This is a genomic window from Streptomyces sp. NPDC018026 (assembly GCF_044327745.1).
Taxonomy (GTDB): Bacteria; Actinomycetota; Actinomycetes; order Streptomycetales; family Streptomycetaceae; genus Streptomyces; species Streptomyces rubrogriseus.
This window is the reverse complement of record NZ_JBIRFY010000033.1, coordinates 1-26,932: the sequence shown is the minus strand read 5'-3', so window position 1 is coordinate 26,932 and position 26,932 is coordinate 1. Positions and strand designations below refer to the sequence as shown.

General features: G+C 71.9%; 11 protein-coding genes. 8 read left to right on the top strand and 3 right to left on the bottom strand.

The annotated features are described in order from the left end of the window. The 5 genes from ACH4D3_RS40970 to ACH4D3_RS40950 all read left to right on the top strand — a co-directional run. Positions 1-6,906 (top strand): type I polyketide synthase (locus tag ACH4D3_RS40970; RefSeq protein ID WP_398332848.1); only part of this gene is annotated, 6,906 nt, incomplete at its 5' end. 53 nt (positions 6,907-6,959) lie between these two features. Then, on the top strand, positions 6,960-7,871 hold the full coding sequence (locus tag ACH4D3_RS40965; RefSeq protein ID WP_398332847.1) for a proline iminopeptidase-family hydrolase: 912 nt from the start codon (positions 6,960-6,962) through the stop codon (positions 7,869-7,871). A 284-nt stretch (positions 7,872-8,155) separates the two neighbouring features. Further along, entirely contained in the window at positions 8,156-9,484 is a 1,329-nt protein-coding gene (locus tag ACH4D3_RS40960) for a KamA family radical SAM protein (RefSeq protein WP_398332846.1), read from the top strand. Positions 9,485-9,513: 29 nt separating this feature from the next. Then, positions 9,514-10,770, top strand: a complete 1,257-nt coding sequence (locus ACH4D3_RS40955) for a pyridoxal phosphate-dependent aminotransferase (RefSeq protein WP_398332845.1) — start codon at positions 9,514-9,516, stop codon at positions 10,768-10,770. Between the two features lie 64 nt (positions 10,771-10,834). Next, positions 10,835-11,791, top strand: a complete 957-nt coding sequence (locus ACH4D3_RS40950; protein WP_398332844.1) for an ACP S-malonyltransferase — start codon at positions 10,835-10,837, stop codon at positions 11,789-11,791. Between the two features lie 84 nt (positions 11,792-11,875). Here ACH4D3_RS40950 and ACH4D3_RS40945 read toward each other — a convergent pair whose 3' ends face one another. After that, complete coding sequence (locus tag ACH4D3_RS40945) at positions 11,876-12,127, bottom strand: acyl carrier protein (RefSeq protein WP_398332843.1); 252 nt, start codon at positions 12,125-12,127, stop codon at positions 11,876-11,878. Positions 12,128-12,243: 116 nt separating this feature from the next. On the opposite strand from ACH4D3_RS40945, the gene ACH4D3_RS40940 reads away from it, so the two are divergent. Beyond that, positions 12,244-13,806, top strand: a complete 1,563-nt coding sequence (locus ACH4D3_RS40940; RefSeq protein ID WP_398332842.1) for an AMP-binding protein — start codon at positions 12,244-12,246, stop codon at positions 13,804-13,806. Positions 13,807-13,886: 80 nt separating this feature from the next. Next, a complete protein-coding gene (locus ACH4D3_RS40935) occupies positions 13,887-14,837 on the top strand; it encodes a gluconolaconase (RefSeq protein WP_398332841.1) in 951 nt (316 codons plus the stop codon). 96 nt (positions 14,838-14,933) lie between these two features. On the opposite strand, the gene ACH4D3_RS40930 is transcribed toward ACH4D3_RS40935, so the two are convergent. Next, the gene (locus ACH4D3_RS40930; RefSeq protein ID WP_385975586.1) at positions 14,934-15,548 is read right to left on the bottom strand and encodes a TetR/AcrR family transcriptional regulator; all 615 of its coding nucleotides are present in this window, start codon (positions 15,546-15,548) and stop codon (positions 14,934-14,936) included. Between the two features lie 153 nt (positions 15,549-15,701). After that, complete coding sequence (locus ACH4D3_RS40925; protein ID WP_398332849.1) at positions 15,702-17,288, bottom strand: AMP-binding protein; 1,587 nt, start codon at positions 17,286-17,288, stop codon at positions 15,702-15,704. A gap of 577 nt (positions 17,289-17,865) precedes the next feature. Here ACH4D3_RS40925 and ACH4D3_RS40920 point away from each other — a divergent pair. Next, a partial coding sequence (locus tag ACH4D3_RS40920; protein WP_398332840.1) for an SDR family NAD(P)-dependent oxidoreductase occupies positions 17,866-26,932 on the top strand: 9,067 nt, incomplete at its 3' end.

The following is a 26,932-nucleotide window of genomic DNA, read 5'->3' as shown; positions in this document are numbered from 1 at the left end:
CGGGCGGTGGCGTCGCGGTTGGTGGTGGTGACGCGTGGTGCGGTGGGTGTGGTGCCGGGTGATGGTGTGGATGTGTCGGTGGCGGGTGTGTGGGGTGTGCTGCGTGCGGCGCAGGCGGAGAATCCGGGCCGGCTGACGGTGCTTGATCTGGATCCGGGTGCGGATGACGGTGCCGGGCTGGTCGCGGGAGCGGCGGCTTCGGGGGAGGCGGAGGTCGCGGTGCGGGACGGGCGGGTGCTTGTGCCGCGTCTGGTCCGTGCCCTCCCGTCCGCCGGCTCCGGTGGCGGTGATGGTGTGCGGGCGTCTTTGTCGGGTGGTGCGGTGTTGGTGACGGGTGGGACGGGTGGTCTGGGTGCGGTGGTGGCCCGGCATCTGGTGGTGTCGTACGGGGTGCGGGATGTGGTGCTGACGAGTCGGCGTGGGGCGGGTGCTCCGGGTGCGGCCAAGTTGGTGGCGGAGTTGGAGGGTGCGGGGGCGCGGGTGTCGGTGGTGGCGTGTGATGTGGCCGACCGGGATGCGGTGGTGTCGTTGTTGGAGGGGTTTGATGCGCGGCGTCCGTTGCGGGGTGTGGTGCATGCGGCGGGGGTGATGGACAACGCGTTGGTGCAGGACATGGATGTGGCGCGGTTGGAGCGGGTGTGGGGTCCGAAGGCGGATGGTGCGTGGTATTTGCATGAGCTGACGGCGGGGATGGAGTTGGCGGCGTTCGTGTTGTTCTCGTCGGCGGGTGGGATGGTGCTGGCGGCGGGGCAGGCCAACTACGCGGCGGCGAATACGTTCCTGGACGGGCTGGCGCAGTTCCGGCATGGGCGGGGTCTGCCTGCCACGTCGCTTGCGTGGGGTTTGTGGGCTGCGGAGAGTGGGTTGGGGGGTGGTGGGTCTCGGGGTGATGCCGAGGTGCGGATGGCGCGGCTGGGTCTTCCGGCGTTGCCGGTGGATGAGGCGTTGGCGTTGCTGGACGCGGCTTTGGAGCGGCCTGGTGATCCGGTGCAGGTTCCGTTGCGGATCGATGCGGCGGCGTTGGCGTCGCGGGGTGATGAACTCCCCGCCCTCCTCCAAGGGATGGTCAGGACCCGTGTGCGGCAGGCGGTCGGCACACCGTCGGACGGCACGACGCTGGCCCAGCGCCTGGCCCCGCTCACCGGTGACGAGCGGCGGCGCGAGCTCTTGAGCGTCGTACGGGCAGGGGTGGCGGGAGTCCTGGGCCACACGTCGATCGACTCCGTGGAGCCGGACCGGGCGTTCAAGGACCTCGGCTTCGACTCGCTGTCGGCGGTCGAACTGCGCAACCGGCTGAACGAGGTGACCGGACTGCGGCTGCCCGCGACGCTCGTCTTCGACTACCCCAGCGCACAAGCGGTGGTCGAGTACGTCGACACCGCGCTGGGCGGAGCCGAGCAGGCACCGTCCGCGCCGGTGGCCGTCGTACGGCGTGCCGAGGACGACGACCCGATCGCGATCGTGGGGATGGCGTGCCGTTTCCCGGGTGGTGTGGCGTCGCCCGAGGACCTGTGGCGGCTGGTGTCGGACGGGGTGGACGCCGTGTCGGAGTTCCCCTCCGACCGTGGCTGGGACGCCGGGGTGTACGACCCGGAGCCCGGGCGGGCGGGGAAGACGTACGCGAAGGAGGGCGGATTCCTCTACGACGCGGCGGACTTCGACCCCGACTTCTTCGGTATCAGCCCGAACGAGGCGCTGGTCATGGACCCGCAGCAGCGCCTGCTCCTGGAGACCGCGTGGGAGGCCCTCGAACGCGCCGGGGTCGATCCTGGTCTTCTCAAGGGCACTGCGACGGGCGTGTTCGCCGGTGTGATGTACCACGACTACGGCCTCGGCGACGAAGCCGCCACCACCAGCGGAGGCAGCCTGGTGACGGGCCGCGTCTCCTACACCCTGGGTCTTGAGGGTCCGGCGGTGACCGTGGACACGGCGTGCTCGTCCTCCCTGGTCGCACTCCACATGGCTATCCAGGCGCTGCGCTCCGGGGAGTGCTCCCTGGCGCTGGCGGGCGGCGTCGCCGTGATGTCGACGCCCGGCATGTTCATCGAGTTCAGCAGGCAACGCGGTCTGGCGGCCAACGGCCGTTGCAAGTCCTTCGCCGCCGCGGCCGACGGCGTCGGCTGGGGCGAGGGCGTGGGCATGCTGCTGGTGGAGCGTCTGTCGGACGCGCGCCGCAACGATCACCCGGTGCTGGCCGTGGTGCGCGGCAGCGCCATCAACCAGGACGGCGCCAGCAACGGCCTGACCGCCCCGAACGGGCCCTCGCAGCAGCGGGTCATCCGCCAGGCACTGGCCGGGGCGGGGTTGACGTCGGGCGACGTGGACCTGATCGAGGCGCACGGTACGGGTACGACGCTGGGTGACCCGATCGAGGCGCAGGCGCTGCTGGCCACCTACGGTCAGGACCGTGCCGAGGACCGTCCGCTGTGGCTGGGCTCCATCAAGTCCAACATCGGTCACGCGCAGGCCGCCGCCGGGGTCGGCGGCATCATCAAGTCGGTCATGGCGATTCAGCACGGCGTGATGCCGAAGACGCTGCACGTGGACGCCCCCAGCCCGAACGTCGACTGGGATGAGGGCGCCGTCCAGCTGCTGACGGAGGCGCGGGAGTGGCCGGCGCTGGAGGACGGGCGGCCGCGGCGTGCGGGCATCTCGTCCTTCGGGATCAGCGGCACGAACGCGCATGTGATCGTGGAGGAGCCCCCGGCGGTGGAACCGGTGGAGGCGGAGACTCCGGGTGCTCCGGTGGGGTCGTCGGCGGTGCCGTGGGTGGTGTCGGGGCGTGGGGTGCCTGCGGTGGTGGCGCAGGCGGAGCGGCTTCGTGCCTACGTCGATGGTGATGCCGCGTTGTCGCCGGTGGATGTGGGGTTGTCGTTGGTGTCGTCGCGGGCTGCGTTGGAGCGGCGTGCGGTGGTGGTGGGCCGGGACCGGGACGAACTGCTGGGCGCACTCGGCTCGATCGAGGGCTCGGTGGTGCGGGCCCGTCCCGGTGGCCGGACCGCGGTGGTGTTCACGGGTCAGGGCAGTCAGCGGCTGGGCATGGGCCGGGAGCTGTATGACGCCTTCCCGGTGTTCGCGTCGGCCTTCGACGCGGCGTGCGAGCAGTTGGACGGTCTGCTGGGCCGGTCGTTGCGTGAGGTGGTGTGGGGTGAGGACGCGGATCTGCTGAACCGGACCGTGTTCGCACAGGCCGGGCTCTTCGCCGTGGAGAGCGCGTTGTTCCGGTTGGTGGAGTCCTGGGGTGTGCGCCCGGATGTGGTGGCGGGGCATTCGATCGGCGAGGTGACCGCTGCGCACGTAGCCGGAGTCCTGTCGCTGGAGGACGCGGCAACACTAGTCGCGGCACGCGGGCGGTTGATGGACGCGCTGCCGCAGGGTGGGGCGATGCTGGCCGTGGAGGCCACCGAGGACGAGGTTGTGCCGGTGCTGCCCGAAGGGGTGGGGATCGCCGCCGTCAACGGGCCCACGTCCGTGGTCGTGTCCGGCACCGAAACCGGTGTCGACGCGGTGGGTGAGAACTTCACCGGGCTGGGGCGCAGGGTGAGCCGACTGCGGGTCTCGCACGCCTTCCACTCCCCGCTGATGGAACCGATGCTCGACGAGTTCCGCGCCGTGGTCACCTCACTGTCGTATGCGGAACCGACTGTGCCCGTCGTGTCGAATGTGTCGGGCGCGGTCGCGGGCGCCGGGGAGCTGACGGATCCGGGGTACTGGGTGCGGCATGTGCGCGAGCCGGTGCGGTTCGCCGACGGGGTGGGTGCCCTGCGTGAGTTGGGTGTGGTGCGGTTCGTGGAGTGCGGCCCGGACCCGGTGCTGACGGGCCTGGCCCGCCAGACCCTGGACGCTCTCGACGCCGACGCGGACGAGGTGGTGTTCGCGCCGGTGCTGCGCAAGGACCGGGCGGAGGATGTGACGGCGGTGACGGCGCTGGGGCAGGTGTTCGCCTCGGGCGGCACCGTCGACTGGGCCGCTTTCTACGCCGGACGCGGCGCCGCACGTGTCGACCTGCCCACCTACGCCTTCCAGCGGCGCCGGTACTGGGTCGACGCGCAGGTCGGTGGTGGTGATCTCGGGGCCGCTGGCTTCGACACCGCCGAGCACCCGCTGCTGAAGGCCGCACTCACCCTCGCCGACAGCGACGGGCTGCTGCTGACGGGGCGGCTCTCGGTCGGTACCCAGCCCTGGCTGGCCGACCACGTCGTCGGCGACACGATCCTCTTCCCCGGCACCGGACTGGTCGAACTGGCCCTGCACGCCGCCGATCAGGTCGGCTGCACCCAGCTCGACGAACTCACCCTCCAGACCCCGTTGGTCATCCCGCAGGACGGTGCCGTCCAGCTGCAGGTCGGCCTCACGGGCGCCGACGAGTCCGGGGCCCGCACGGTCACGATCCACTCGCGCACGGAGAGGTCGGGGCGCGAGACGATGCCCTGGCTGCTGCACGCGCAGGGCGCGGTCAGTACCGCGACCCCGGTCGCCTCGGCGGAGGAGTTGGCGGTGTGGCCGCCGGCCGGTGCCACACCGGTCGACGTCGCGGACGCGTACGAGGTACTGCTCGGCCAGGGGTATGGCTACGGACCGGTGTTCCAGGGGCTGAAGGCCGCCTGGCGGCGCGGTGACGAGATCTTCGCCGAGGTGGAACTGCCCGAGGAGGCGCAGGCTGACGCGGCCGCCTTCGGTGTGCACCCGGCACTGCTCGACGCGGCCCTGCACGCGGCCCTGCTGCACGGCGCCCCGGGATCCGACGACGATGCCCGTACGGGTACGGGTACGGGTACCGGTTCCGGGGGTTCGGGCCGGCTGCTGCCGTTCGCCTGGTCCGACGTGGTTCTGCATGCCACCGGTGCCTCGACCGTCCGGGTCCGGCTGTCCACGGAAGGTGAGGACACCGTGTCCGTGACCCTCGCCGACACCCGGGGGGTGCCGGTTGCCTCGGTGGGCTCGCTGCTCTCCAGGCCGGTTTCCGACGATCAGCTGGCCGGGAACTCGGCGACCCACGACTCCCTGTTCGGCCTGGACTGGACGCCCGTACCGGCTCCGGCGGCGGGCCCGGCCGGGGCGGCGCCGGTGGCGTGGCGCCGTTGGGAGGAGGTCGCCCACGTCGCGGACGACGGGACCCTGCCGGACGTACCGGAGATCGTGGTCCTGCGGTGCGACGAGGCTGCCGACGGCGGGCTCGCGGACGGTGACTCCGTGCGTGAGGCGACCCGGCGGGTGCTCGGAGTGCTCCAGGCCTGGACCGGAGACGCGCGTTACACCTCCTCGGCCGCGAAGCTGGTCGTGCTCACCAGGGGTGCGGTCGCGACGGAGGGCGAGGACGTCACCGATCTGGCCGCGGCCGCCGTGTGGGGCCTGACCCGGGCCGCGCAACTGGCGCACCCGGACCGGATCGTGCTGGCCGACCTCGACACGGAGGCCGCGGACGACGACCCGGCCACGGCCGCGCTGCTCGCCGGTCTGGTGGCCTCCGCCGAAGCGCAGATCGCCGTACGCGACGGCGCGCTGCGGGCCGCTCGGCTGGCCAGGGTGCCGGTCGCGGTCGGGGACGGCACCGCCCGTGCCACTCGCTTCGACGGTGAGGGCCCGGTGCTGATCACTGGCGCGGGCGGCATGCTCGGGCGGCTGTTCTCCCATCACCTCGTGACCCGGTACGGCGTCCGGGACCTGCTGCTGACCAGCAGGCGCGGGGACGCGGCGCCGGAGCTCACGCGGCTGCGGGACGAGCTGGACGAGCTGGGCGCCCGGGTCGAGATCGCCGCCTGTGACATGGCCGACCGTGAGGCGGTGGCCTCCCTGCTGAAGGGGCGTCGGCTGTCCGGGGTCGTGCACCTGGCGGGTGTTCTCGACGACGCGGCCCTCGCCTCCCTCACTCCGGAGCGGATGGCCACGGTGCTGCGCCCCAAGGTCGACGCGGCACTCAACCTGCACACACTGACCGAGGACATGGACCTTTCGGCGTTCGTGATGTTCTCCTCGGCCGCGGGCACCCTCGGCAACGCGGGGCAGGGCAACTACGCGGCGGCCAACGCCTTCCTGGACGCCCTGGCCCAGCACCGCAGGGCGCGGGGCCTGGCCGGGCAGTCGCTGGCGTGGGGGCTGTGGGGCGGTGACGCCGGGATGGCGGGCGAGCTGTCCGAGGCGGACCGCCGGCGCATGGCGGGGGTGGGTATCGGTGCCCTGAGTCCTGAGCAGGGACTCGCACTGTTCGACACCGCCGTGTCCATGGACCGGGCGGCGCTGGTGCCGATCAGTCTGGACACCGGTGTGCTGCGCGAGGCCGGTGACCAACTGCCCGCTGTCTACCGCAACTTGGTGCGCGGTCCGGTGCGCCGCTCGGTCGCGGCGGGCTCGTCCGCCGCCGAGGGGGCCGGGGCGGGGCTCCGGGAGCGGCTCGCGACGCTGACACCGGAAGGGCGGGTGGCGGAGCTGCTGGACGTGGTGCGTGCCCAGGCCGCGACCGTTCTCGGGCACGCGAGCCCGGCGGAGGTGGAGCCGGACCGGGCGTTCAAGGACCTCGGCTTCGACTCGCTGAGCGCGGTGGAGTTCCGTAACCAGGTCAACTCGGCCACCGGGCTGCGGCTGCCGGCGACGCTGGTGTTCGACTACCCCAACGCGCGGGTCCTCGCCGAGCGGCTGCACGAGGAGCTGGCTCCCGCCCAGGCCGCCGGCGACGCGGAGGAGGCCGAGGTCCGGCGCATCCTCCAGGCCATTCCGTTCAGCCGGCTGCGGGACGCGGGACTGATGGAGGCCCTGCTGGAGCTCGGTGGTGCACCGGGTGCGCCGCTCTCGGACGGGGCGGGCCGGGCGGACCGCGCGGAGGACGACGACGAGTCCATCGACGAGATGGACACCGAGTCCCTCATCAGCATGGCGCTGGAGGGTCTTCCCACCGACGACCAGGGGTGACCCCCCCAATCGCCCGTCCATTCGTTCCCGACCACCTCTTGGAAGTGTCTGACATGCATGTGGCACCAAGCGCCAAGGGCGCCGCGCCGTTCGGTGAGCACCAGACCTGGTTCCGCGTCACCGGCGACCTCCGATCCGGCCGGACCCCGCTCGTGGTGGTGCACGGCGGCCCGGGCAGTACCCACGACTACCTGCTGAACCTCACCGCCCTGGCCGAGGACGGCCGGCCGGTCGTCCACTACGACCAGATCGGCAACGGCGGCTCCACCCACCTGCCGGACCGGGGCGCCGACTTCTGGACCGTGGACCTGTTCCTGGCCGAGCTGGACAACCTGCTCGACCACCTCGGCATCGCCGACGACTACGTGCTGTTCGGCCAGTCGTGGGGCGGCATGCTCGCCGTCCGGCACGCCGCGCGCGGGCCTGCGGGCCTGCGCGGACTGGTGGTGGCCAACTCCCCGGCCTCGTATCCGCTGTGGCTGCAGGAGGCCAAGCTGCTGCGTGACCGGCTGCCGCCGGGTGTCAACGACACGCTGCTGCGGCACGAGGCCGCCGGCACCACCGACAGCGACGAGTACTTCGACGCCATGCGCCCCTACTACGCCCGGCACGTGTGCCGGATCGACCCGTGGCCGCGGGACTTCATGGCCTCGTTCATGGAGGTCTACAACGACCCGACCGTCTACTACACCATGAACGGTCCCAACGAGTTCCATGTGATCGGCACCCTGCGCGACTGGTCCGTGGTGGAGGACTGCGCGGACGTGCGGGTGCCGACGCTGATCCTCACCGGCGGGCACGACGAGGCCACTCCGGCCACGGTGCGCCCCTTCCTCGACCTCGTCCCGGACGTGCGGTGGACGGTTCTCGAGGAGTCCAGTCACATGCCGCACCTCGAAGAGCCGGAGCGGTTCCTCCAGGTGCTCCGCGACTACCTGGCCGAACTCGACGGCCGGGTCTCCTGACCGGCCCGGAGTGCTGACCCCTGCGGCTCGGAAAACAGAGGTTAAGGGCAGGGCAGGGGTGGGCCTAGGGGTTCCGGTGGCCAGATGTGAACTACCGTGGGAACAGCTTCAGGGCGCGTACTCTGAATGCTAGGGGAAATCAACGGACTTTAAGACCGCAGTCACTTCGATGACGAATCCATCTGCTCGGTCGTGCCGTTTCACCAACTCCCATGCTTCAGCAATTGCTGGAAATTCCGCGCTCTCAGATCGTCCGTGGTCCAGGAAACCGGAGGAATTATCGAATGTCCCAGCTGACTCTCAGCTCATTCGAGACAGTGCGTTTCCGTGCCTACGGACCACGCCAGATCGACGAGATCGCCAAGCGCTACGGGATGTCGCCGGACTTGTGCGAGACGGTGCGCGTGGTCTCCGAGGTCCTTCCGTTCCGGGTGAACGAGTACGTGCTCTCGCAGCTCATCGACTGGGAGAACATCCCGGACGACCCGATGTTCCAGCTGGTCTTCCCGCAGCGGGGGATGCTCGCCCTGGAGGACGAGGCCCGCGTGGCACGGGCCCTGGAGGGCGGCTCGCGGGCCGAGCGCAAGGAGGTCGTCGCGGAGATCCGCTCGCGGCTCAACCCGCACCCCTCCGGGCAGCGTGAACTCAACGTGCCCAAGGACGAAGGCGCCGACCTGCCCGGCATGCAGCACAAGTACCGGGAGACGGTGCTCTACTTCCCGGGCCAGGGCCAGACCTGCCACAGCTACTGCACGTACTGCTTCCGCTGGGCGCAGTTCGTCGGCGACGCCGACCTGCGGTTCGCGGCGTCCACCCCGGATCAGCTGATCGGCTATCTGCGCAAGCACCCGGAGATCAGTGACGTGCTCGTCACCGGCGGCGATCCGATGGTGATGAGCACGGAGCGGCTGCGCTCCCACCTCGAACCGCTGCTCGCCGTGGAGAGCGTGCGGACCATCCGTATCGGCACCAAGTCCATCGCCTACTGGCCGCACCGCTTCGTCGGCGACCAGGACGCGGACGACGTGCTGTCGCTGTTCGAGAAGGTCGTCGACTCGGGCCGGAACCTGGCGGTGATGGCACACTTCAGCCATCCCCGCGAGCTGGACACGGACCTTGCCCGCCGGGCGGTCTCCCGTATCCGCGCCGCCGGCGCGCTCGTCTACTGCCAGGCCCCGCTCATCGCCCACGTCAACGACGACGCCGCGGTGTGGAACGAGATGTGGCGGGCGGAGCTGGCCGTCGGCGCCGTCCCGTACTACATGTTCGTCGAGCGCGACACGGGGCCCTACGGCTACTTCAAGGTCCCGCTGGCCGACGCCGTGGAGATCTTCCAGGACGCGTACCGGGCCCTGCCCGGCCTGGCCCGTACCGTGCGCGGACCGGTGATGTCCGCGACCCCCGGCAAGGTCGCCGTGGACGGTGTGGCGCACACCCCGCAGGGCAGCTACTTCCAGCTACGGATGCTGCAGGCACGCAATCCCGACCTGGTCGGCCGGGCCTTCCGGGCCCGTCACACGCCCGACGCCGCGTGGGTCGACGACCTCGAACTGGATCCCGACACCCCCGCCGACCTCAGGGCCGCGTTCGACGGCGGCTCCCCCAAGGCCTGACGGCAGGCAGGATCCGAAAGGAGACGGCCATGTCAGGCCGGAACGTGTCCCCCAATCTCGCCCTCAACCAACTCGTGGCGGAGCGGGTCGCCGCCGGAGAGTCCCTCGTGCACCTCGGGTTCGGCGAGGCCCGGCTGCCCGCGTTCGCCCCGCTGGCGGACCGGCTGGCGGCGGGTGCCCGCCGCAACGCCTACGGTCCCGTCGCGGGCGCCGAGGACGTACGCGAGGCGCTGGCCGGCTACTTCTCCCGTCGGCGGCTGCCCACGGACGCCGACCAGGTGGTCCTCGCCCCCGGCAGCAAGCCGCTGCTGATGGCCCTGCACATGACCGTCCCCGGGGACGTGCTGCTGCCGAGGCCCTGCTGGAACACGTACGCCCCCCAGGCCCGGTACATGGGCAAGCAGGCCATCGGGGTGGCCATACCCGACGAGTGCGGCGGGGTGCCCGAGCCGACCGCGCTGCGCGAGGCCGTCCGGACCGCCCGCGCCCGCGGCGGCAACCCGCGGATCGTCGTCCTCACCCTGCCCGACAACCCGACCGGCACCCTCGCCCCGCCCGCTCTGGTGCGCGAGATCTGCGCCGTCGCGGAGGAGGAGGACCTGCTCATCGTCTCGGACGAGATCTACCGGGACGTCGTGCACGACCCCTCGACCCCGGTACTGAGTCCGGCCGAAGTCGCCCCGGACCGCACCGTGGTCACCACCGGCCTGAGCAAGAGCCTCGCGCTGGGCGGCTGGCGGATCGGCGGGGCCCGCTTCCCCGCGGGGGAGTGGGGCCGGGCGGTGCGCGACGGGGTGATCTCCGCGGCCAGCGAGGTGTGGTCCACGCTCGCCGGACCCATGCAGGAGGTGGCCGCCTACGCGTTCGCCGAACCGCCGGAGATCCGGGCGAGGCTGGCGGCGACCGCCCGGCTGCACGGCGCGGTCGCCCGTGACGTGCACCGCATCATGGTGGCCACCGGTGCCGTGTGCCGGCCGCCGACCGGCGCCTTCTACGTCTACCCCGACTTCGAGCCGCTGCGCGCGCGCCTCGGGTTCCTCGGTGTCACCGACTCGGCCTCGCTGTTCCAGCACCTGCTGGACGAGTTCGGGATCGTCGTACTGGCCGGCCACCACCTCGGCGACGACGAGCACGCGCTGCGCTTCAAGGCCGCCACCAGCATGCTCTACGGCACGACGGCCGAGCAGCAGGAGGAGTCGCTGGCCGCGGCCGACCCGCTGGCCGTGCCGCATGTGCGTGCCGTCCTCGACCGCGTCGAAGAGGCCTTCACCAAGCTCGTCCCGTAGGTCCGCGCCGGCTCCAGCCCCTGCCGTTTGCCGTTTGCCGTTTGCCGAGGAGTGAACAGCACAGATGACCACACAGTCCGAACTCGACACCCGCAGCGCACTCGTCTTCCCCGGCATGGCGCCCATCCGCTTCGCGGACGTGGCGAAGTTCATGCTGATCAACTCGCACGCCCGCCGGCTTCTGCGGATCGCGGACGAGGCGCTCGGCTACTCGCTGTTCGACCGCTACCGCGAGGCCGACGGCGACTACACCGAGTACGCCCAGGTCGCCTTCTTCGTCAACTGCGTCGCCCTGGCGCACTGGGCGGAGGAGGAGCACGGCATGAGCCCGGACGTGATCGCCGGTCCGAGCTTCGGCGGCAAGGCCGCCGCGGTCTTCTCCGGCGTGCTGAGCTTCTCCGACGCCGTGCGGATGACCGCGAGCATGGCCCGCTGCGAGAACGACTACTTCGCGCGGGAGTACCGGGACGCGGTGACGCTCTCCTTCACCCGCACGCCGCGCGAGCAGCTGGACGAGGTGCTGTCCGAACTGAACGACCGCGGCGAGTGGTTCGACCTGTCCTGCCACATCGACGACGACTTCTACATGGTCTCGCTGGACGGCGGCAGTGTGGAGTGGATGGAGAAGCAGCTGCGCTCCCTGGGCGGCATGCCCCTCTACACCATGCGTCCGCCCATGCACTGCAGCGCGTTCGGCGCCCTGCGCGACCGGATCGACGCGGAGGTCCTGGCCGGGATCCGGTTCGCCGACCCGGCGCTGCCCCTCGTCGCGGACCAGGACGGCACCGTCCTCACCACCGGTGAGCAGGTCCGGCAGATGTTCCTGGACGGCTATGTACTGCCGGTGCGCTGGCCCGCGGTGGTGGACACGCTCAAGGAACGGTTCGACGTCGGGCGGATGTACGTGTGCGGTCCCGACAGTCTGTTCGGCAGGGTCGGCGTGACCACGCGGAACTTCGACGTCGTGCCGGCCAACCCCCGAACGGCCATGCGCCCGCGCCGGGCTGTCGTCGCCGTCTGAGACAGGGGGTGACGACAGCCCGGTGCGGGAGCCGGTGGCGCGTCCTTCGGTGACGGTCCCGTCACCGAAGGACGGTCCGGCCGCTCAGCGGCCGGGGCCGCCGAGCAGTCCGGACAGCGCATTCCACAGGGAGCCGGGCGTCGAGAAATTGTCCATCGTCAGGGCGTCGTCGACAAAACGCACGTCGTACGCGCTCTCCAGCGAGGCCAGTAGTTCGACGGTTCCCAGCGAATCCAGACCGAGGTCACGCAGATCGGCTCCGGCATCCAGTTCTTCGCCGTCACCGAGAAACGGCAGATTCTTGCGCAAGGTCTTCTCGAACTTTTCGTCCCACATGAAATGATCCTTTCCCCGAGTAAATGGGTCCCGGGACGAATATATTCCGACCGCCGCCTGGAAATCGGGCGCGTTACCCCCTAATCGAGCGGCGAAGCCCCCTATTCGGAGAGAGTATGTTGAAAACGATCGAGGACGCGCTGCACGAGCGGTTCCTGCGCGGGCTCTCCGTGTCGGGGCGGCGCCCGGCCCTGCACACGGAGGGGCGGACGGTCAGCTACGAGGAGATGCACGAGCTGGCCCTGCAGTGGGCGGGCTCCCTGCTCGCCGCACCCGCCGGGCCGCCGCGGGCCGTCGGTGTCCTGGCGGCCAAGGGGCTGGAGTCGTACGCCGGGATCCTCGCCGGGCTGTACACCGGGGCCACCGTGGTACCCCTGCACCCGGGCTTCCCCGCGGACCGCACCCGGAGCATGCTGCAGGACGCGGGCGTCTCGGTGGTGCTGGCGGACGACGCCGGACTCGCCGCGCTGAGCGAGGCCGTGGGACCCGACAGCCGGCTGCCCGTGCTCGCCCCGTTCGCCGCCGACGGCGTGGGTGGCGCCCGGCGCATCGGGGTGTCGGCCCAGGACGCCCTGGACGAGCCCCGGCCGGTCGCCCCAGACGACCGCGCGTACATCCTGTTCACCTCGGGCTCGACCGGCCGGCCCAAGGGCGTGCCCATCTCGCACGGCAGCACCACCCACTACTTCCGGCTCATGGACGAGCGCTACCGCTTCGACGCGGACGACGTCTTCTCGCAGACCTTCGACGTGAACTTCGACTGCGCGATGTTCGACATGTTCTGCGCCTGGGGCGCCGGCGGCAGTATCAGTCCCGTACCCCTCCAGGCCTACCGCGACCTGCCCGCGTTCGTCGCCGAGCGCCGGATGACGGTCTGGTTCTCCACGCCTAGCACCATCTCCCTGATCCGCCGCACCGGCGGGCTCGCCCCCGGCGCGCTGTCCGGCCTGCGCTGGAGCCTGTTCGCGGGGGAGGCGCTGCGCGACCGGGACGCGGCCCTCTGGCAGGAGGCCGCGCCCGCCTCCACGCTGGAGAACATCTACGGGCCCACCGAACTGACCGTCACCATCACGGGTCACCGCTGGTCCGCCGAGACGTCCCCGGCGCTGTGCGTCAACGGCCTGGTCCCCATCGGCACCGTCCACGAGGGCCACGACCACCTGCTGCTCGACGAGGACGGCCGGCCCACCGACGGGGAGGGCGAACTGATCATCGCCGGGCCGCAGATGACGACCGGCTACCTCGACCCCGAGCACGACCGCGGACGCTTCCTCGAACACGACTCCCGCACCTGGTACCGCACCGGTGACCGGGTGCGGCGGCTGGACAACGGAGAACTCGTCTACCTCGGCCGTCTCGACGCCCAGGTGCAGGTCCAGGGCTGGCGGGTGGAACTGGCCGAGGTCGAGCACGCGCTCCGCGCCTGCGAGGAGGTGCAGGAGGCGGTCGTCGTGCCCAGGACGACGGAGACCGGCACGGAACTGGTCGTCTTCTACACCGGCCTCCCGGCCTCCCCCGCCGCCCTCGCGGGCCGCCTGCGCGCGCTGCTCCCGCAGGGCATGGTCCCCAAGCACTACCGGCACGTGGAGGACTTCCCCCTGAACTCCAACCGCAAGGTCGACCGCAACCGGCTGCGTGCCGAGGCGGGGCGTCTCCTCGACGTCCCGTCCGCACTTTGACCGGCGTCCCGGCACCGTTTGGGCGCCCCGCCGGCCCGTACCACGATCACCGACCCATCCGCACGAAACAGGAGAACACCATGTCCGCCAGCAGCACTCCCGGCCACGACGGTCCCTTCGCCGACGTCATCACCGGACACGCCGACTCCCTGCACCCCGAGGGCGTCGACTGGGACCCCAACCGCCAGGCGTTCCTGGTCAGCTCGACCCGGCACGGCACCGCCTCGATCGTAGACGGCCACGGCCGGATCACCCCGCTGGTGACCGACCCCGACCCGAGGATCGTCTCGACCGTCGGCATCACCGTCGACGTGCCCCGCAACCGGCTGCTGCTCGGCTACCACGACCTCGGTATCGGCGCCCGCTCCACTCCGGAGACCAACCTCAAGGCGTCCGGCATGGCGGTGTACGACCTGGCCACCGGTGAGGAGCAGTTCCTGGTCGACCTGGCCCTCGGCGAGGAGCCCATGCACGCCGCCGACCGGATCGCGCTGGACCAGGACGGCACCGCATACGTGAGCGACCCGGCGGCCAACAAGATCTACCGGGTCACGGTGGACGGCAAGGCCGAGGTGCTGGTGGACAGCCCGACGCTGTCGCCCGGCTGGGAGCTGGGCACCGGGGCCGGCGTGATCGGCCTGCGGGTGCACCCGGGCGGATTCCTGCTGGCGCTGCACTACACCACGGGTCTGCTGGCCCGGGTGTCCACCGACACCGGGGAGGTCCGCCAGGTCGAGATGTCGGGCGGCCCCATCGTCGGCGGGGACGCGTTCGCCCTGCGTGCCGACGGCAGCATGGTGGTGGTCAGCAACGCGCTGGCCAACGAGAACGGCGAGGACGCGGTGATCGTCCTCAACCCGGAGGACGAGGACTGGTCCGCCGCGAAGACCGTGCACCACGAGGCGTGGCCCGAGAAGAACCCCACGGACGTCCTGCCCACGCCGCACGGCGACTACGTGCTCAGCGGACGTCCCGAGTACCTCTTCCGCGGCGAGGTGGCCAACGACTTCGTGCTGCGCCGCATCGTCTGATCCCCGCCCCGCGTCCGTGTCGGCCGACCCTCCCCCAGGGTCGGCCGGTGGCGTTTCGGGCGCCGTGGCGCCCCGACGCCCGCCGGCGGTGCCGGGTCAGGCCTGTGCGGCCTCGGGTGCCTTCGCCTCGGACCAGCGCAGCATGGCCCGCAGGGCCAGCGTCAGGTCGTGGCCCGTGGGGGCGCGGTCGGGGTCGACCAGCCACTGCGCCATGACGCCGGTGGCCATCGCCTGGAAGAAGGCGCCCACCGCGCGCATCGACGCCTCGTCCAGTTCGTCGGCGCTCTCACCCGCGATGTTCTTGAACAACTCCATCATGGCGGTCCGGCCCTGCTCGACGCCGTCGGCGAGCGCCGGCTTCAGGTCCGGGACCCGGTCCACCTGGGCGAACACCTCGAAACTGGCCAGCAGCAGCTGCTGGTTGGTCTGATACCGCTCCACGATGTGCGACCAGACCGCCTCGAACCGCTCGACCGGTGTGGCGTGGGGATCGACATCGGGGACCTGGGTGGGTGAGATCTCCTTGCCGGTGTCGTCCAGCGCCTCCAGGAGCGCGGCGTTCAGCAACGCCTCCTTCGAACCGTAGTGGTAACCGATGGACGCAAGGTTCGCACCGGACGCGGCGACGATGTCGCGCGTCGTCGTACGACCGTACCCCTTTTCGATCAAGCAGCGCTTGGCGCCGATGAGCAAGTCCTCGCGATGTCCCATGCTTCAACCTTAGTCGACGTCATATACATTCGTCTCATACAGTGCTCTAACCGGCCGCCCACCTGCAAGGGCCGGTCCCCGCTTCCCGGGGAAGGGGGTGAAGGCCCACCGCTGGGAAGCGGTGGGCCTTCACCCCCTGGTGCCCGGGACCGGTCAGAGGCCGGCCACGGCCGCCAGCGCGGCCCGGTCGGTCTTGCCGTGCACGGTCACGGGCCACTCGGCCACCACGTGCAACTCCTTGGGTGTCATGTAGGCGGGCAGCGTCTCCGCGCAGAACGCGCTCAGCTCGGTCCCCTTGGGCGCCGTCGAGTCCCGGGCCATCGACACGAACGCCCCCAGCACCGGTTCGCGCTCCGGCCGCCGCACCACCAGAACGGCGGCCGCGGTGACCCCCGGGAACTCCAGGATCTTGCGCTCCACCTCACCGATCTCCACCCGGTTGCCGCGGATCTGCACCTGGGAGTCGACCCGGCCGCAGAAGTACATCTCCCCGCCGCGGCCCCGGTGGGCGAGGTCTCCGGTACGCAGGACCAGCTGGCCCGAGCGGGGGTTCAGCGGGTCGGGGACCTGGGCCCGGCGGGTGGCCGCCACGTCGTCCCAGTAGCCGGTGAACAGGGCGGGGGTACGCAGGTGGATCTCGCCCTGCACGCCCGGCTCCTCGATCACCTGCCCCGACTCGTCGACGATCATCATCTCCGCGCCGGGGTGGGCGAACCCGATGGACAGCTTCTCCAGGTCCGCCGGCAGCGGATTGGGCACGTCGGTGAACGAGCAGGCCATGGTCTCCGTGGCGCCGTAGCAGTTGACGAGCCGGGCCTTGGGGAGCAGCCGCTGCAGCAGGCGCAGCTCCGGCAGCGGGAAGTCCTCGCCGCAGAACAGCACCCCGCGCAGCCGGTCGAGCGAGGCCAGCTGCTCGCTCTCGTGCTTCAGGGCCGAGCGCCAGATCGAGGGCACCCCGTCCACCTGGGTCACTTCCATGTCCTTCAGGAACTTCACGAACCGCCGCGGCCAGCGCAGCGTGTCCCGGGGGACCGGCACCACGGCCGCCCCGCTGCCCAGTGCCAGGCCGATGTCCAGCAGGGAGAAGTCGAACTGCAGCGGTGAGGTCGTGGCGACCCGGGCGTCGCTGCCCACGATGGCGTGCTGGAGCATGCCCCGGTAGAACGACACGACGGCGCGGTGACTCATCACCACGCCCTTGGGGCGGCCGGTCGTACCCGACGTGAAGATCATGTAGGCGGTGTCCGTGCCGACCGGTTCGCGGCGGTGCCGGATCCGCGGCCGGGGCCGCCGCTCCACCGTCAGGCCCTGCGGCCCGAACCGCGCGACGCCCAGACCCGCGGGCAGACCCTCCCGCTTGCCCTCCAGCGCCTGGACGTACAGACCCGGTTCCGTCGTTTCGACGATCGTCAGCAGTCGCTTCAGCGGCGTCTCGGGGCTGACCGGCACGAAGGCCAGGCCCAGCGACGAACACGCCAGGAACATCGCTATGGCCGAGGACGAGGTGTCCGACTCCAGGACCACCCGCTCACCCATGTCGAGGCCGAGCCCGTCGAGGACGGACGCGTACTCGTGGACCCGCTGCTCCAGCTGCCGGTAGGTGGTGACCACGGCGGTCTCCCCGTCCGGGCCGGCCTCGACCACGGCCGGTTCGTCGGGCGTCACCCTGGCCCAGGCGAGCATGAAGTCGTGCAGTCGGTCGACCGGCGCGGAAACCGACACGGACATCTCTTGACGCAAGCTCACGTGAATCTTCCCCCAAGACGGGCGGCGGGTTCTGGTTGGCCCGGGATTCGTCGCATCTTTGCAAATCCGGCGGCGGGGCATACACGCAGTCGGACCTGAAGTGTTGAGCACGACGTTTTCGAGGCCGGTCGGATGCGTGAACGGACGCTCAATTCTGCGGCCGGTATTACGCAAATCTCGGACTGTTGACCGGATTCCTATCATGTGCGGTAGTGGCGGGCAAGGTTTTCCGGCGTACTCTGGGGCGCCCGCCGCCCCCTTCTGTGGATCCCCATCTCCCCTTATATTCCCAGGTCGGAAGATCCGGGTGGGGCCTAGGGGTGACTAGGGGTGACGGCCCGGCTTTTATCTGACGTAGCGTGCCGTTGCGCGGCGACCCGGGTGAGGTCTGTCTGCGGGACTAATCGATAACGTGGAGTGTGCCTCGATGAGCGAGTCTGGGATTTTCCTTTCCGCCGGCGACGAGGGCACGCCGGTCGACCGTTCGCGTCTCATGCGTGAGCTGGCGGAATTGCCGATTTCCGAGCAGCGCCGAATGCTGCTCGATCTGGTGCGGGAACAGACTCGGATCATGCTGCGGAAGGTCCGCCCCGACGAGGACGGCGATGTCGACATCGCACGCCCATTCCGCGAGCTGGGGCTGGACTCGCTGGGCCTGGTCGAGATGCACGCGCGTCTCAATTCCGCCACCGGACTCGCGCTGCCGGTCACCGTTGCCTTCGAGTACCCGACCCCCGGTCTGCTCGCCGACCACCTGCGGGCCGAGGTGCTCGGTCTGTCCGACGACGCCGGTGAGCCCGAGCCGCCCGCCTTCCACGACGACGAGCCGATCGTCGTCGTCGGCATCGGGTGCCGCTTCCCCGGGGGCATCTCGTCCCCGGCGGACCTGTGGCGGGTCGTCACCGAGGAGCGCACGGTCGTCGGCGACTTCCCCGACGACCGCGGCTGGGACCCCGACCGCCTCTTCGGCGACGACCCCGACGCCCCGGGCCGCAGCCATGTGCGCAAGGGCGGATTCCTCACCGAAGTAGCGGAGTTCGACGCCGAGTTCTTCGGCATCGGCCCGCGTGAGGCACTCGCCATGGACCCCCAGCAGCGGCTGCTGCTCGAAACCGTGTGGGAGGCGGTGGAACGGGCGGGCATCGACCCGACCTCGCTGCGCGGCAGCCGGGCCGGCGTCTTCGTCGGCGCCGGAGCCCACGAGTACGGCGTCCGCTCCCACGAGGACGCCCAGGGCACCGACGGCTACCTGCTGACCGGCAGCGCGCTGAGCATCGCCTCCGGACGGGTCGCCTACACCCTCGGCCTCGAAGGCCCGGCACTCACCATCGACACCGCCTGCTCCAGCTCCCTCGTCTCGCTGCATCTGGCCGCGGAGTCACTGCGCCGCGGCGAGTGCTCCCTCGCGCTGGCGGGCGGGGCGACGGTGATGGGCAGCCCCGCCACGTTCACCGAGTTCAGCCGGCAGCGCGGCCTCGCCCCCGACGGCCACTGCAAGGCCTTCGCGGCGGCCGCCGACGGCACCGGTTTCGCCGAGGGCGTCGGCATCCTGGTCGTGGAGCGGCTCTCCGACGCCCGGCGCAACGGACACAGCGTCCTCGCGGTCGTCCGCGGCAGCGGCATCAACCAGGACGGCGCCAGCAACGGGCTCACCGCACCGAACGGCGCCTCCCAGCGGCGCCTCATCCGCCACACCCTGGCCCGGGCCGGCCTGGTGGCGGACCAGGTCGACGCCGTGGAGGCGCACGGCACCGGAACCACCCTCGGCGACCCGATCGAGGCCCAGGCCGTCGTCGCCACCTACGGACAGGGCCGCACCGAGGGACATCCGCTGTGGCTGGGCTCGGTGAAGTCCAACATCGGGCACACCCAGGCCGCGGCCGGCGTCGCCGGCCTGATCAAGATGATCGAGGCGATGCGCCACGGCGTCCTGCCCCGCACCCTGCACGTCGACGCGCCCTCGCCCAACGTGGACTGGTCCGCGGGCGACGTCCGGCTGCTCACCGAACCCGTCCCGTGGCCTGCCGGGGACGAACCCCGGCGCGCGGGCGTGTCCGCCTTCGGGGTCAGCGGCACCAACGCCCACGTCATCCTCGAAGAGCCCGAGCCGGAGGAGGTGGGACCCCGCGCCCAGCCGCCGGCCGGCTCCGCCGGCGCCGTCCTCGTCCCGGTCTCGGCCCGCACCGAGCCCGCGCTGCGCGACCAGGCCGCCCGGCTGCTCGACCTCGTCGAGGCGGACGCGAACTGCGCACCGGCCGACCTGGGCCACTCCCTGGCCACCACCCGGGCCGCGCTAGAGGAGCGTGCCGTACTGGTCGTCGGGGACCGTACCGGACTGCGCGAGGGACTGCGGGCACTCGCCGACGGGCGGAGCACTCCCGACCTGTTCCGCGGCACCGCGCACGGACGCGGCGTCGCCTTCCTGTTCACCGGACAGGGCAGCCAGCGCCTCGCCATGGGCCGGGGCCTGTACGAGGCGTTCCCGGTGTTCGCCAAGGCACTCGACGAGGTCGCCGGCTATCTGGACCTGCAGCTCGAACAGCCCCTCTACGACGTACTGTTCGCGGCGGAGGGATCACCCGAAGCGGCGCTGCTCGACCGCACCGCGTACGCCCAGGCCGCCCTCTTCGCGGTCGAGACCGCCCTGTTCCGGCTGGTCGAGTCCTGGGGCCTGCGCCCCGACTTCCTCGCCGGACACTCCATCGGCGAACTGACCGCCGCCCACGCGGCCGGCGTGCTCTCCCTGGACGACGCCGCCACCCTGGTCGCCGCCCGCGGCCGGCTCATGCAGGAACTGCCCGAGGGCGGTGCCATGCTCGCGGTGCAGGCCACCGAGGACGAAGTCCTCCCCCTGCTCGGCGAGTCGGTCGGCATCGCGGCCGTCAACGGGCCAGCCGCGGTCGTGGTCTCCGGCACGCGCGAAGCCGTCGAGACCGTCGCCGACCACTTCTCCGCGCTGGGCCGCAAGGTGAGCCGGCTGAGGGTCTCGCACGCCTTCCACTCGCCCCTCATGGAACCCATGCTCGCGGAGTTCGAGCGGATCGCGCAGATCCTCACCTACTCGGCGCCCACCATCCCCGTCGTGTCCAACGTGACCGGGCGCCTGGCCACCACCGAGCAGCTCTGCTCACCCCGGTACTGGGTGGACCACGTCCGCCAGGCGGTCCGCTTCGCGGACGGGGTGCGCCACCTCGCCGGGAGCGGCGTCGGCACCTTCCTCGAACTCGGACCCGACGCCGTACTCTCCGCCCTCGCCCAGCAGTCCGCCGACGGCGACGAGACGCTCTTCCTGCCGGCCCTGCGCCGCGGCCAGGACGAGGAACGGACCCTGCTCACCGCGATCGCGCGGGCCCACGCCCACGGCGCCGCCCTCGACGGCTCCGCCCTGTTCGCCGACCGGGACACCCGTCCCCTCGACCTGCCCACCTACGCCTTCCAGCGGCGCCGGTACTGGCTGACCGCCCCGCCCGCCACGGGTGGTGCCCCCGGCCTCGGCCAGACGGCGGTCGACCACCCGCTGCTGGGCGCCGCCGTCAGCCTGGCGGGCGCCGACACCGCCGTCCTCACCGGCCGTCTCTCCCTGAAGTCCCACCCCTGGCTCGCCGACCACGTCATCTCCGACGTCACCGTGCTGCCCGGCACCGCCTTCGTGGAACTGGCCGTCCGCGCCGGCGACCAGGTCGGCTGCGCTCTGCTGGAGGAACTGACCCTTCAGACACCGCTCGTCCTGGCGCCGGACGCCTCGGTCGCCGTCCAGGTGGTGGTCGGCGCGGCCGACGACGCCGGACAGCGCCCGCTGGAGATCTTCTCGCGGACCGAGCAAGGCGACACCTCCTGGACCCGGCACGCCCTCGGACTCCTCGCCCGCACCGCCCCCGCCCCCGGCACCGGCCTCACCGACTGGCCCCCGCCCGGCGCCGAACCCCTCGACACCACCACCCTGTACGAGGACATGGCGCGCGACGGGTACGGCTACGGGCCCGTCTTCCAGGCCGTCAGGGCCGCCTGGCGGCGCGACGGCGAGATCTTCGCCGAGGTCGCCCTGCCCGACGGCGAGCGGGCCACCGCGGCCGCCTTCGGACTGCACCCCGCCCTCCTCGACGCCGCCCTGCACACCGCCGACCACGGCACCGGGCGGCCGGCCGCCGACCGGGTGCGCATCCCCTTCTCCTGGAACGGCGTCACCCTGCACGCCGCGGGTGCCTCGACCGTCCGCGTCCGCATCACCCCCGGCGGCGACGACGACCTCACCATCGCGCTCGCCGACCCGGACGGGCTGCCCGTCGCGAGCGTCGCGAACCTCGTGCTGCGCCCCGTCTCCGCCGAACAACTGCGCTCCGCCGGTACCGGACGCGGCGGCGCCCTCCACCAGGTGACCTGGCGCCCGCTGACACCGGCCGCCGCCCCGGCCGCCGCGCCCCTGGCCTGGGACGGCAGCACCGAGGCCCTGCACCGGCTCGCCGACGCCGCCGACGGCGCACCCGCGTCCGTCGTCCTCGCCCTGCCCGACGCCCCGGCCGGCACGGAGCTGACCGCCCGGCTGCGCGGCGCCGTCGGCACGGCCCTGGAGGCCGTACGCAACTGGCTGGGCGACGAACGCCTCGCCGACAGCGTGCTCCTCGTCCGCACCCGCGGCGCCGTCACCGTGCCGGGCCACGACCCCGCCGTACCGCCCCTGGCAGCGGTCTGGGGCCTCATCCGCTCCGCGCAGGCCGAGAACCCCGGACGGATCGTCCTCCTGGACACCGACACGGACACCGACACCGGCACGGACGCCGACACCGACGTCGCGGGTGTCGTCCTCGCCTCCGGCGAACCCGAGACCGCCCTGCGCGGCGGCACGCTGTGGGTGCCGCGGCTCGCAGCCGGCCCGGCCACCGACGCGGCCGCCCCCACGCCGTGGGACGACCACAGGACGGTACTGATCACCGGCGGCACCGGCGGCCTGGGGGGCCATCTCGCCCGCCACCTCGTCACCCGCCACGGCGTACGCCACCTGCTGCTCACCAGCCGCCGCGGCCCGGACGCCCCGGGCGCCCGCGAACTCGTCGCCGAGCTGGCCGCACACGGCGCCCGGGTCGACGTGAGCGCCTGCGACGTGGGCGACCGCCGGGCCGTGGCCGCACTCCTCGACTCCGTCCCCGCCGACCACCCGCTGGGCGCCGTCGTGCACACCGCGGGCGTCGTCGACGACGGGCTCGTCGGCTCCCTGACCGCCGACCGGCTCGACACCGTGCTGCGGCCCAAGGCCGACGCGGCCTGGCACCTGCACGAACTGACGCGCGACCTCGACCTCGCGGCATTCGTCCTGTACTCCTCCATGGCCGGTCTCCTCGACGGGGCCGGCCAGGGCAACTACGCCGCCGCCAACGTCTTCCTCGACGCACTGGCCGAGCAGCGGCACGTCCAGGGACTGCCGGCCACCTCGATCGCCTGGGGGCTGTGGACCGGCGACGCCGGCATGGGCGCGCACCTCGACGCGTCCGCCCTGCAGCGTGCCCGTCGCCTGGGCATGGAGGGACTCTCCGCGGAAGACAACCTCGCCCTGTTCGACCAGGCCGTCGCCTCCGGCACGGCCGCCGTCTCCCCGCTGAGGGTCGACTTCGACGCCCTGCGTGCCCGCACCGACGGTATCCCGCCGCTGCTGCGCGAACTCGTCCGCGTGCCCGTACGGCGAACGGCCGCCGGCCCCGCCGCCCGCACCGCGTCCGAGGCCGCCGGCCGCTGGGCCGGGCTGCACGGGGCCGAGCTGACCGAGCGCCTGCTGGAGCTGGTCCGCGAACAGGCCGCCGACGTCCTCGGCCACGACGGAGCCGACGCCATCGGCGTGCGACGCGCCTTCACCGACATGGGCTTCGACTCCCTCGGCGCGGTCGAACTGCGCAACCGGCTGAACTCCGCGACCGGCCTGCGGCTCAGTGCCACCCTCACCTTCGACTACCCGACACCGGACGCGCTCGCCGAACACCTCGCCACCAAGGTCGGGGGGCCCGTCGCCGACGCCCGGCGCAGCCGGCCCGCCGTCGTCACCACCACCGACGAGCCGCTGGCCATCGTCGGCATGGCCTGCCGCTACCCCGGCGACATCATGTCCCCCGAGGACCTGTGGCGGACGGTCGCGGCGGGTGAGGACGTCGTCTCGCTCTTCCCCACCGACCGGGGCTGGGCCCGCGACCTCTACGACCCCGAGCCGGGCGTACCGGGCAAGAGCTCTGCCCGCGAAGGCGGATTCCTGCACGACGCCGCCCTCTTCGACGCCGACTTCTTCGGCATCAGCCCGCGTGAGGCCCAGGCCATGGACCCCCAGCAGCGACTGCTCCTCGAAGTCGCCTGGGAGACCCTGGAACGGTCCGGCATCGACCCGCACAGCCTCAAGGGCAGCGACACCGGTGTGTTCGCCGGCGTGATGTACCACGACTGGGGCCTGCGCCTGGGCCCGCTGCCCGAGGACGTGGCGGGCTACCACGGCAACGGCAGCCTGGCCAGCGTCGTCTCCGGCCGGGTCGCCTACACCCTCGGCCTCGAAGGTCCCGCGGTCTCCGTCGACACCGCGTGCTCGTCCTCCCTGGTCGCCCTGCACATGGCGGCCCAGGCCCTGCGCTCGGGGGAGTGCTCCCTCGCGCTCGCCGGCGGCGTCACGGTCATGTCCACCCCGGACACCTTCATCGACATGAGCAGGCAGGGCGGCCTCTCCGCCGACGGCCGGTGCAAGTCCTTCGGCGCTGGCGCCGACGGCACCGGCTGGGGCGAGGGCGTGGGCCTGCTGCTCGTCGAACGGCTCTCCGACGCGCGCCGCAACGGTCACCAGGTCCTCGCCCTCCTGCGCGGCAGCGCCGTCAACTCCGACGGCGCGAGCAACGGCCTGACCGCCCCGAACGGGCCCTCGCAGCAGCGGGTCATCCGCCAGGCCCTGGCGAGCGCCGATCTGTCGACGAGTGACGTCGACGTCGTCGAGGGGCACGGTACGGGTACGACGCTGGGTGACCCGATCGAGGCGCAGGCGCTGCTGGAGACGTACGGCCAGGACCGTCCCGAGGACCGTCCGCTGTGGCTGGGCTCCGTCAAGTCGAACATGGGCCACACGCAGGCGGCGTCGGGTGTCGCGGGCGTCATCAAGATGATCATGGCGATGCGGCACGGGCAGCTTCCCAAGACCCTGTACGCCGACGACCCCAGCCCCCAGGTCGACTGGACCCAGGGCGCGGTCCAGCTCCTCACCGAGGCCAGGGCGTGGCCGACCACGTCCGACGACCGGCCGCGCCGGGCCGGCGTCTCCTCCTTCGGCATCAGCGGCACCAACGCCCACGTCGTCATCGAGCAGGCCCCGGCCCCGGAGCCCGCCGTCGACTCGGCCGACCCCGCCGACCTCGCCGAATCAGGCACGAGTCGGCTCCTGCCCTGGGTGGTCTCCGCCCGCACGCCCCAGGCGCTGCGGGCCCAGGCCGACCGGCTCCGCACCCACCTGGACACGCTCACCGACGCCGAACTCCGCCCCGCAGGCCACGCGTTGGCGACCACTCGGGCGGCGCTGGAGCACCGTGCCGTGGTGATCGGCGACGGGCGTGACGCACTGGCCGAGGCACTCGAGACCCTCGCCGACGAGTCCGCTGCCGGAACGACCGTCGGCGAGGTACGTGACGGCAAGACGGCGGTGGTGTTCACGGGTCAGGGCAGTCAGCGGCTGGGGATGGGCCGTGAGCTGTATGGCGCCTTCCCGGTGTTCGCGTCGGCGTTCGACGCGGCGTGCGAGCGGTTGGACCCGCTTTTGGGGCGGTCGTTGCGTGGGGTGGTGTGGGGTGAGGATGCGGAGCTGCTGAACCGGACGGTGTTCGCGCAGGCTGGATTGTTCGCGGTGGAGTCGGCGTTGTTCCGGTTGGTGGAGTCGTGGGGTGTGCGCCCGGATGTGGTGGCGGGGCATTCGATCGGTGAGGTGACCGCCGCGCACGTGGCGGGAGTCCTGTCGCTGGAGGATGCGGCGACGCTGGTCGCGGCACGGGGGCGGTTGATGGATGCGTTGCCGTCGGGTGGGGCGATGCTGGCGGTGGAGGCCACCGAGGACGAGGTTGTGCCGGTGCTGCCCGAAGGGGTGGGGATCGCCGCGGTCAACGGGCCCACGTCCGTGGTCGTCTCCGGCACCGAGACCGGCGTGGAGACGGTGGGTGAGCACTTCGCGGGTCTGGGGCGGAGGGTGAGCCGGCTGCGGGTCTCGCACGCGTTCCACTCCCCGCTGATGGAGCCGATGCTGGACGAGTTCCGTACGGTCGTGGCGTCGCTGTCGTATGCCGAGCCGACGGTGCCTGTGGTTTCGAATGTGTCGGGTGCGGTCGCGGGTGTGGGGGAGTTGACGGATCCGGGGTACTGGGTGCGGCATGTGCGCGAGCCGGTCCGGTTCGCGGACGGGGTTGGTGCCCTGCGTGAGTTGGGTGTGGTGCGGTTCGTGGAGTGCGGCCCGGACCCGGTGCTGACGGGTCTGGCCCGCCAGATCCTCGACGCCGATGCCGACGAGGTGGTGTTCGCGCCGGTGCTGCGCAAGGACCGGGCGGAGGATGTGACGGCGGTGACGGCGCTGGGGCAGGTGTTCGCCTCGGGCGGCACTGTCGACTGGGCCGCTTTCTACGCCGGACGCGGCGCCGGACGTGTCGACCTGCCCACCTACGCCTTCCAGCGCGAGCGCTACTGGCTCGACGTCGCCCGTGCCGTCGCGGGGGACGTCGGTTCCGCCGGGCTGGAGGGTGTCGACCACCCGTTGCTGAGCGCGATGGTCGTGTCGCCCGACTCCGACGGACTGGTGCTGACGGGCCGGTTGGCGGCGGACACGCATCCGTGGATCGCCGACCACGACGTCCTCGGCCGCGTCCTGCTGCCGGGCACCGCTTTCGTGGAACTCGCCGTCCGGGCGGGCGACCAGGTCGCCTGTGATGTGGTGGAGGAACTGACCCTTGAGGCGCCGCTGGTGCTGCCCGCCGACGGCGGTGTGGCGGTCCAGGTGGTGGTCGGTGCCGCCGACGAGGCGGGACTGCGCTCGGTGGAGGTGTATTCGAGGGTCGAAGGGGACGACGCCCCCTTCACCAGGCACGCGACCGGTCTTCTCGGGCGTGCTACGAGCGTTCCCGAATTCGAGCTCACCGCCTGGCCTCCGCCGGGCGCGCAGAGCCTGGAGGTCGAACGGCCCTATGAGCGTCTGGCTAACCGCGGCTACGGCTACGGTCCGGTGTTCCAGGGGCTGAAGGCGGCCTGGCGGCGTGGTGACGACGTCTTCGCCGAGGTGGAGCTGCCCGAGGAGGAGCACGCGGAGGCGGCTCGTTTCGGGCTGCATCCGGCGCTGCTCGACTCCGCCATGCATGTCGACCTGCTGCTCGACGGCACGGACGAGGACGAGGGCGCGACGATGCTGCCCTTCTCCTGGAACGGAGTCTCCCTGCACGCGGCCGGTGCGTCCTCCCTGCGCGTGCACATCCGGCGCGTACGCGGCGAGGAGGTCTCCGCCATCGGCGTCGCGGACACTACGGGCCAACTGGTCGCGACGGTCGAGTCCCTGGTCACCCGGCCGGTGTCGGTGGGGCAGTTGGAGTCGGCTGGTGGGGTGGTGGGCCGGTCGTTGTGGCGGGTGGAGTGGAGTCCGGTGGTGGTGCCGGAGG

Coding starts and splice junctions, on each gene's coding strand:
- ACH4D3_RS40940 (WP_398332842.1), top strand. CDS start 12,244: ATGTTGAAAACGATCGAGGACGCGCTGCACGAGCGGTTCCTGCGCGGG.
- ACH4D3_RS40950 (WP_398332844.1), top strand. CDS start 10,835: ATGACCACACAGTCCGAACTCGACACCCGCAGCGCACTCGTCTTCCCC.
- ACH4D3_RS40955 (WP_398332845.1), top strand. CDS start 9,514: ATGTCAGGCCGGAACGTGTCCCCCAATCTCGCCCTCAACCAACTCGTG.
- ACH4D3_RS40945 (WP_398332843.1), bottom strand. CDS start 12,127: ATGTGGGACGAAAAGTTCGAGAAGACCTTGCGCAAGAATCTGCCGTTT.
- ACH4D3_RS40935 (WP_398332841.1), top strand. CDS start 13,887: ATGTCCGCCAGCAGCACTCCCGGCCACGACGGTCCCTTCGCCGACGTC.
- ACH4D3_RS40965 (WP_398332847.1), top strand. CDS start 6,960: ATGCATGTGGCACCAAGCGCCAAGGGCGCCGCGCCGTTCGGTGAGCAC.
- ACH4D3_RS40930 (WP_385975586.1), bottom strand. CDS start 15,548: ATGGGACATCGCGAGGACTTGCTCATCGGCGCCAAGCGCTGCTTGATC.
- ACH4D3_RS40960 (WP_398332846.1), top strand. CDS start 8,156: ATGTCCCAGCTGACTCTCAGCTCATTCGAGACAGTGCGTTTCCGTGCC.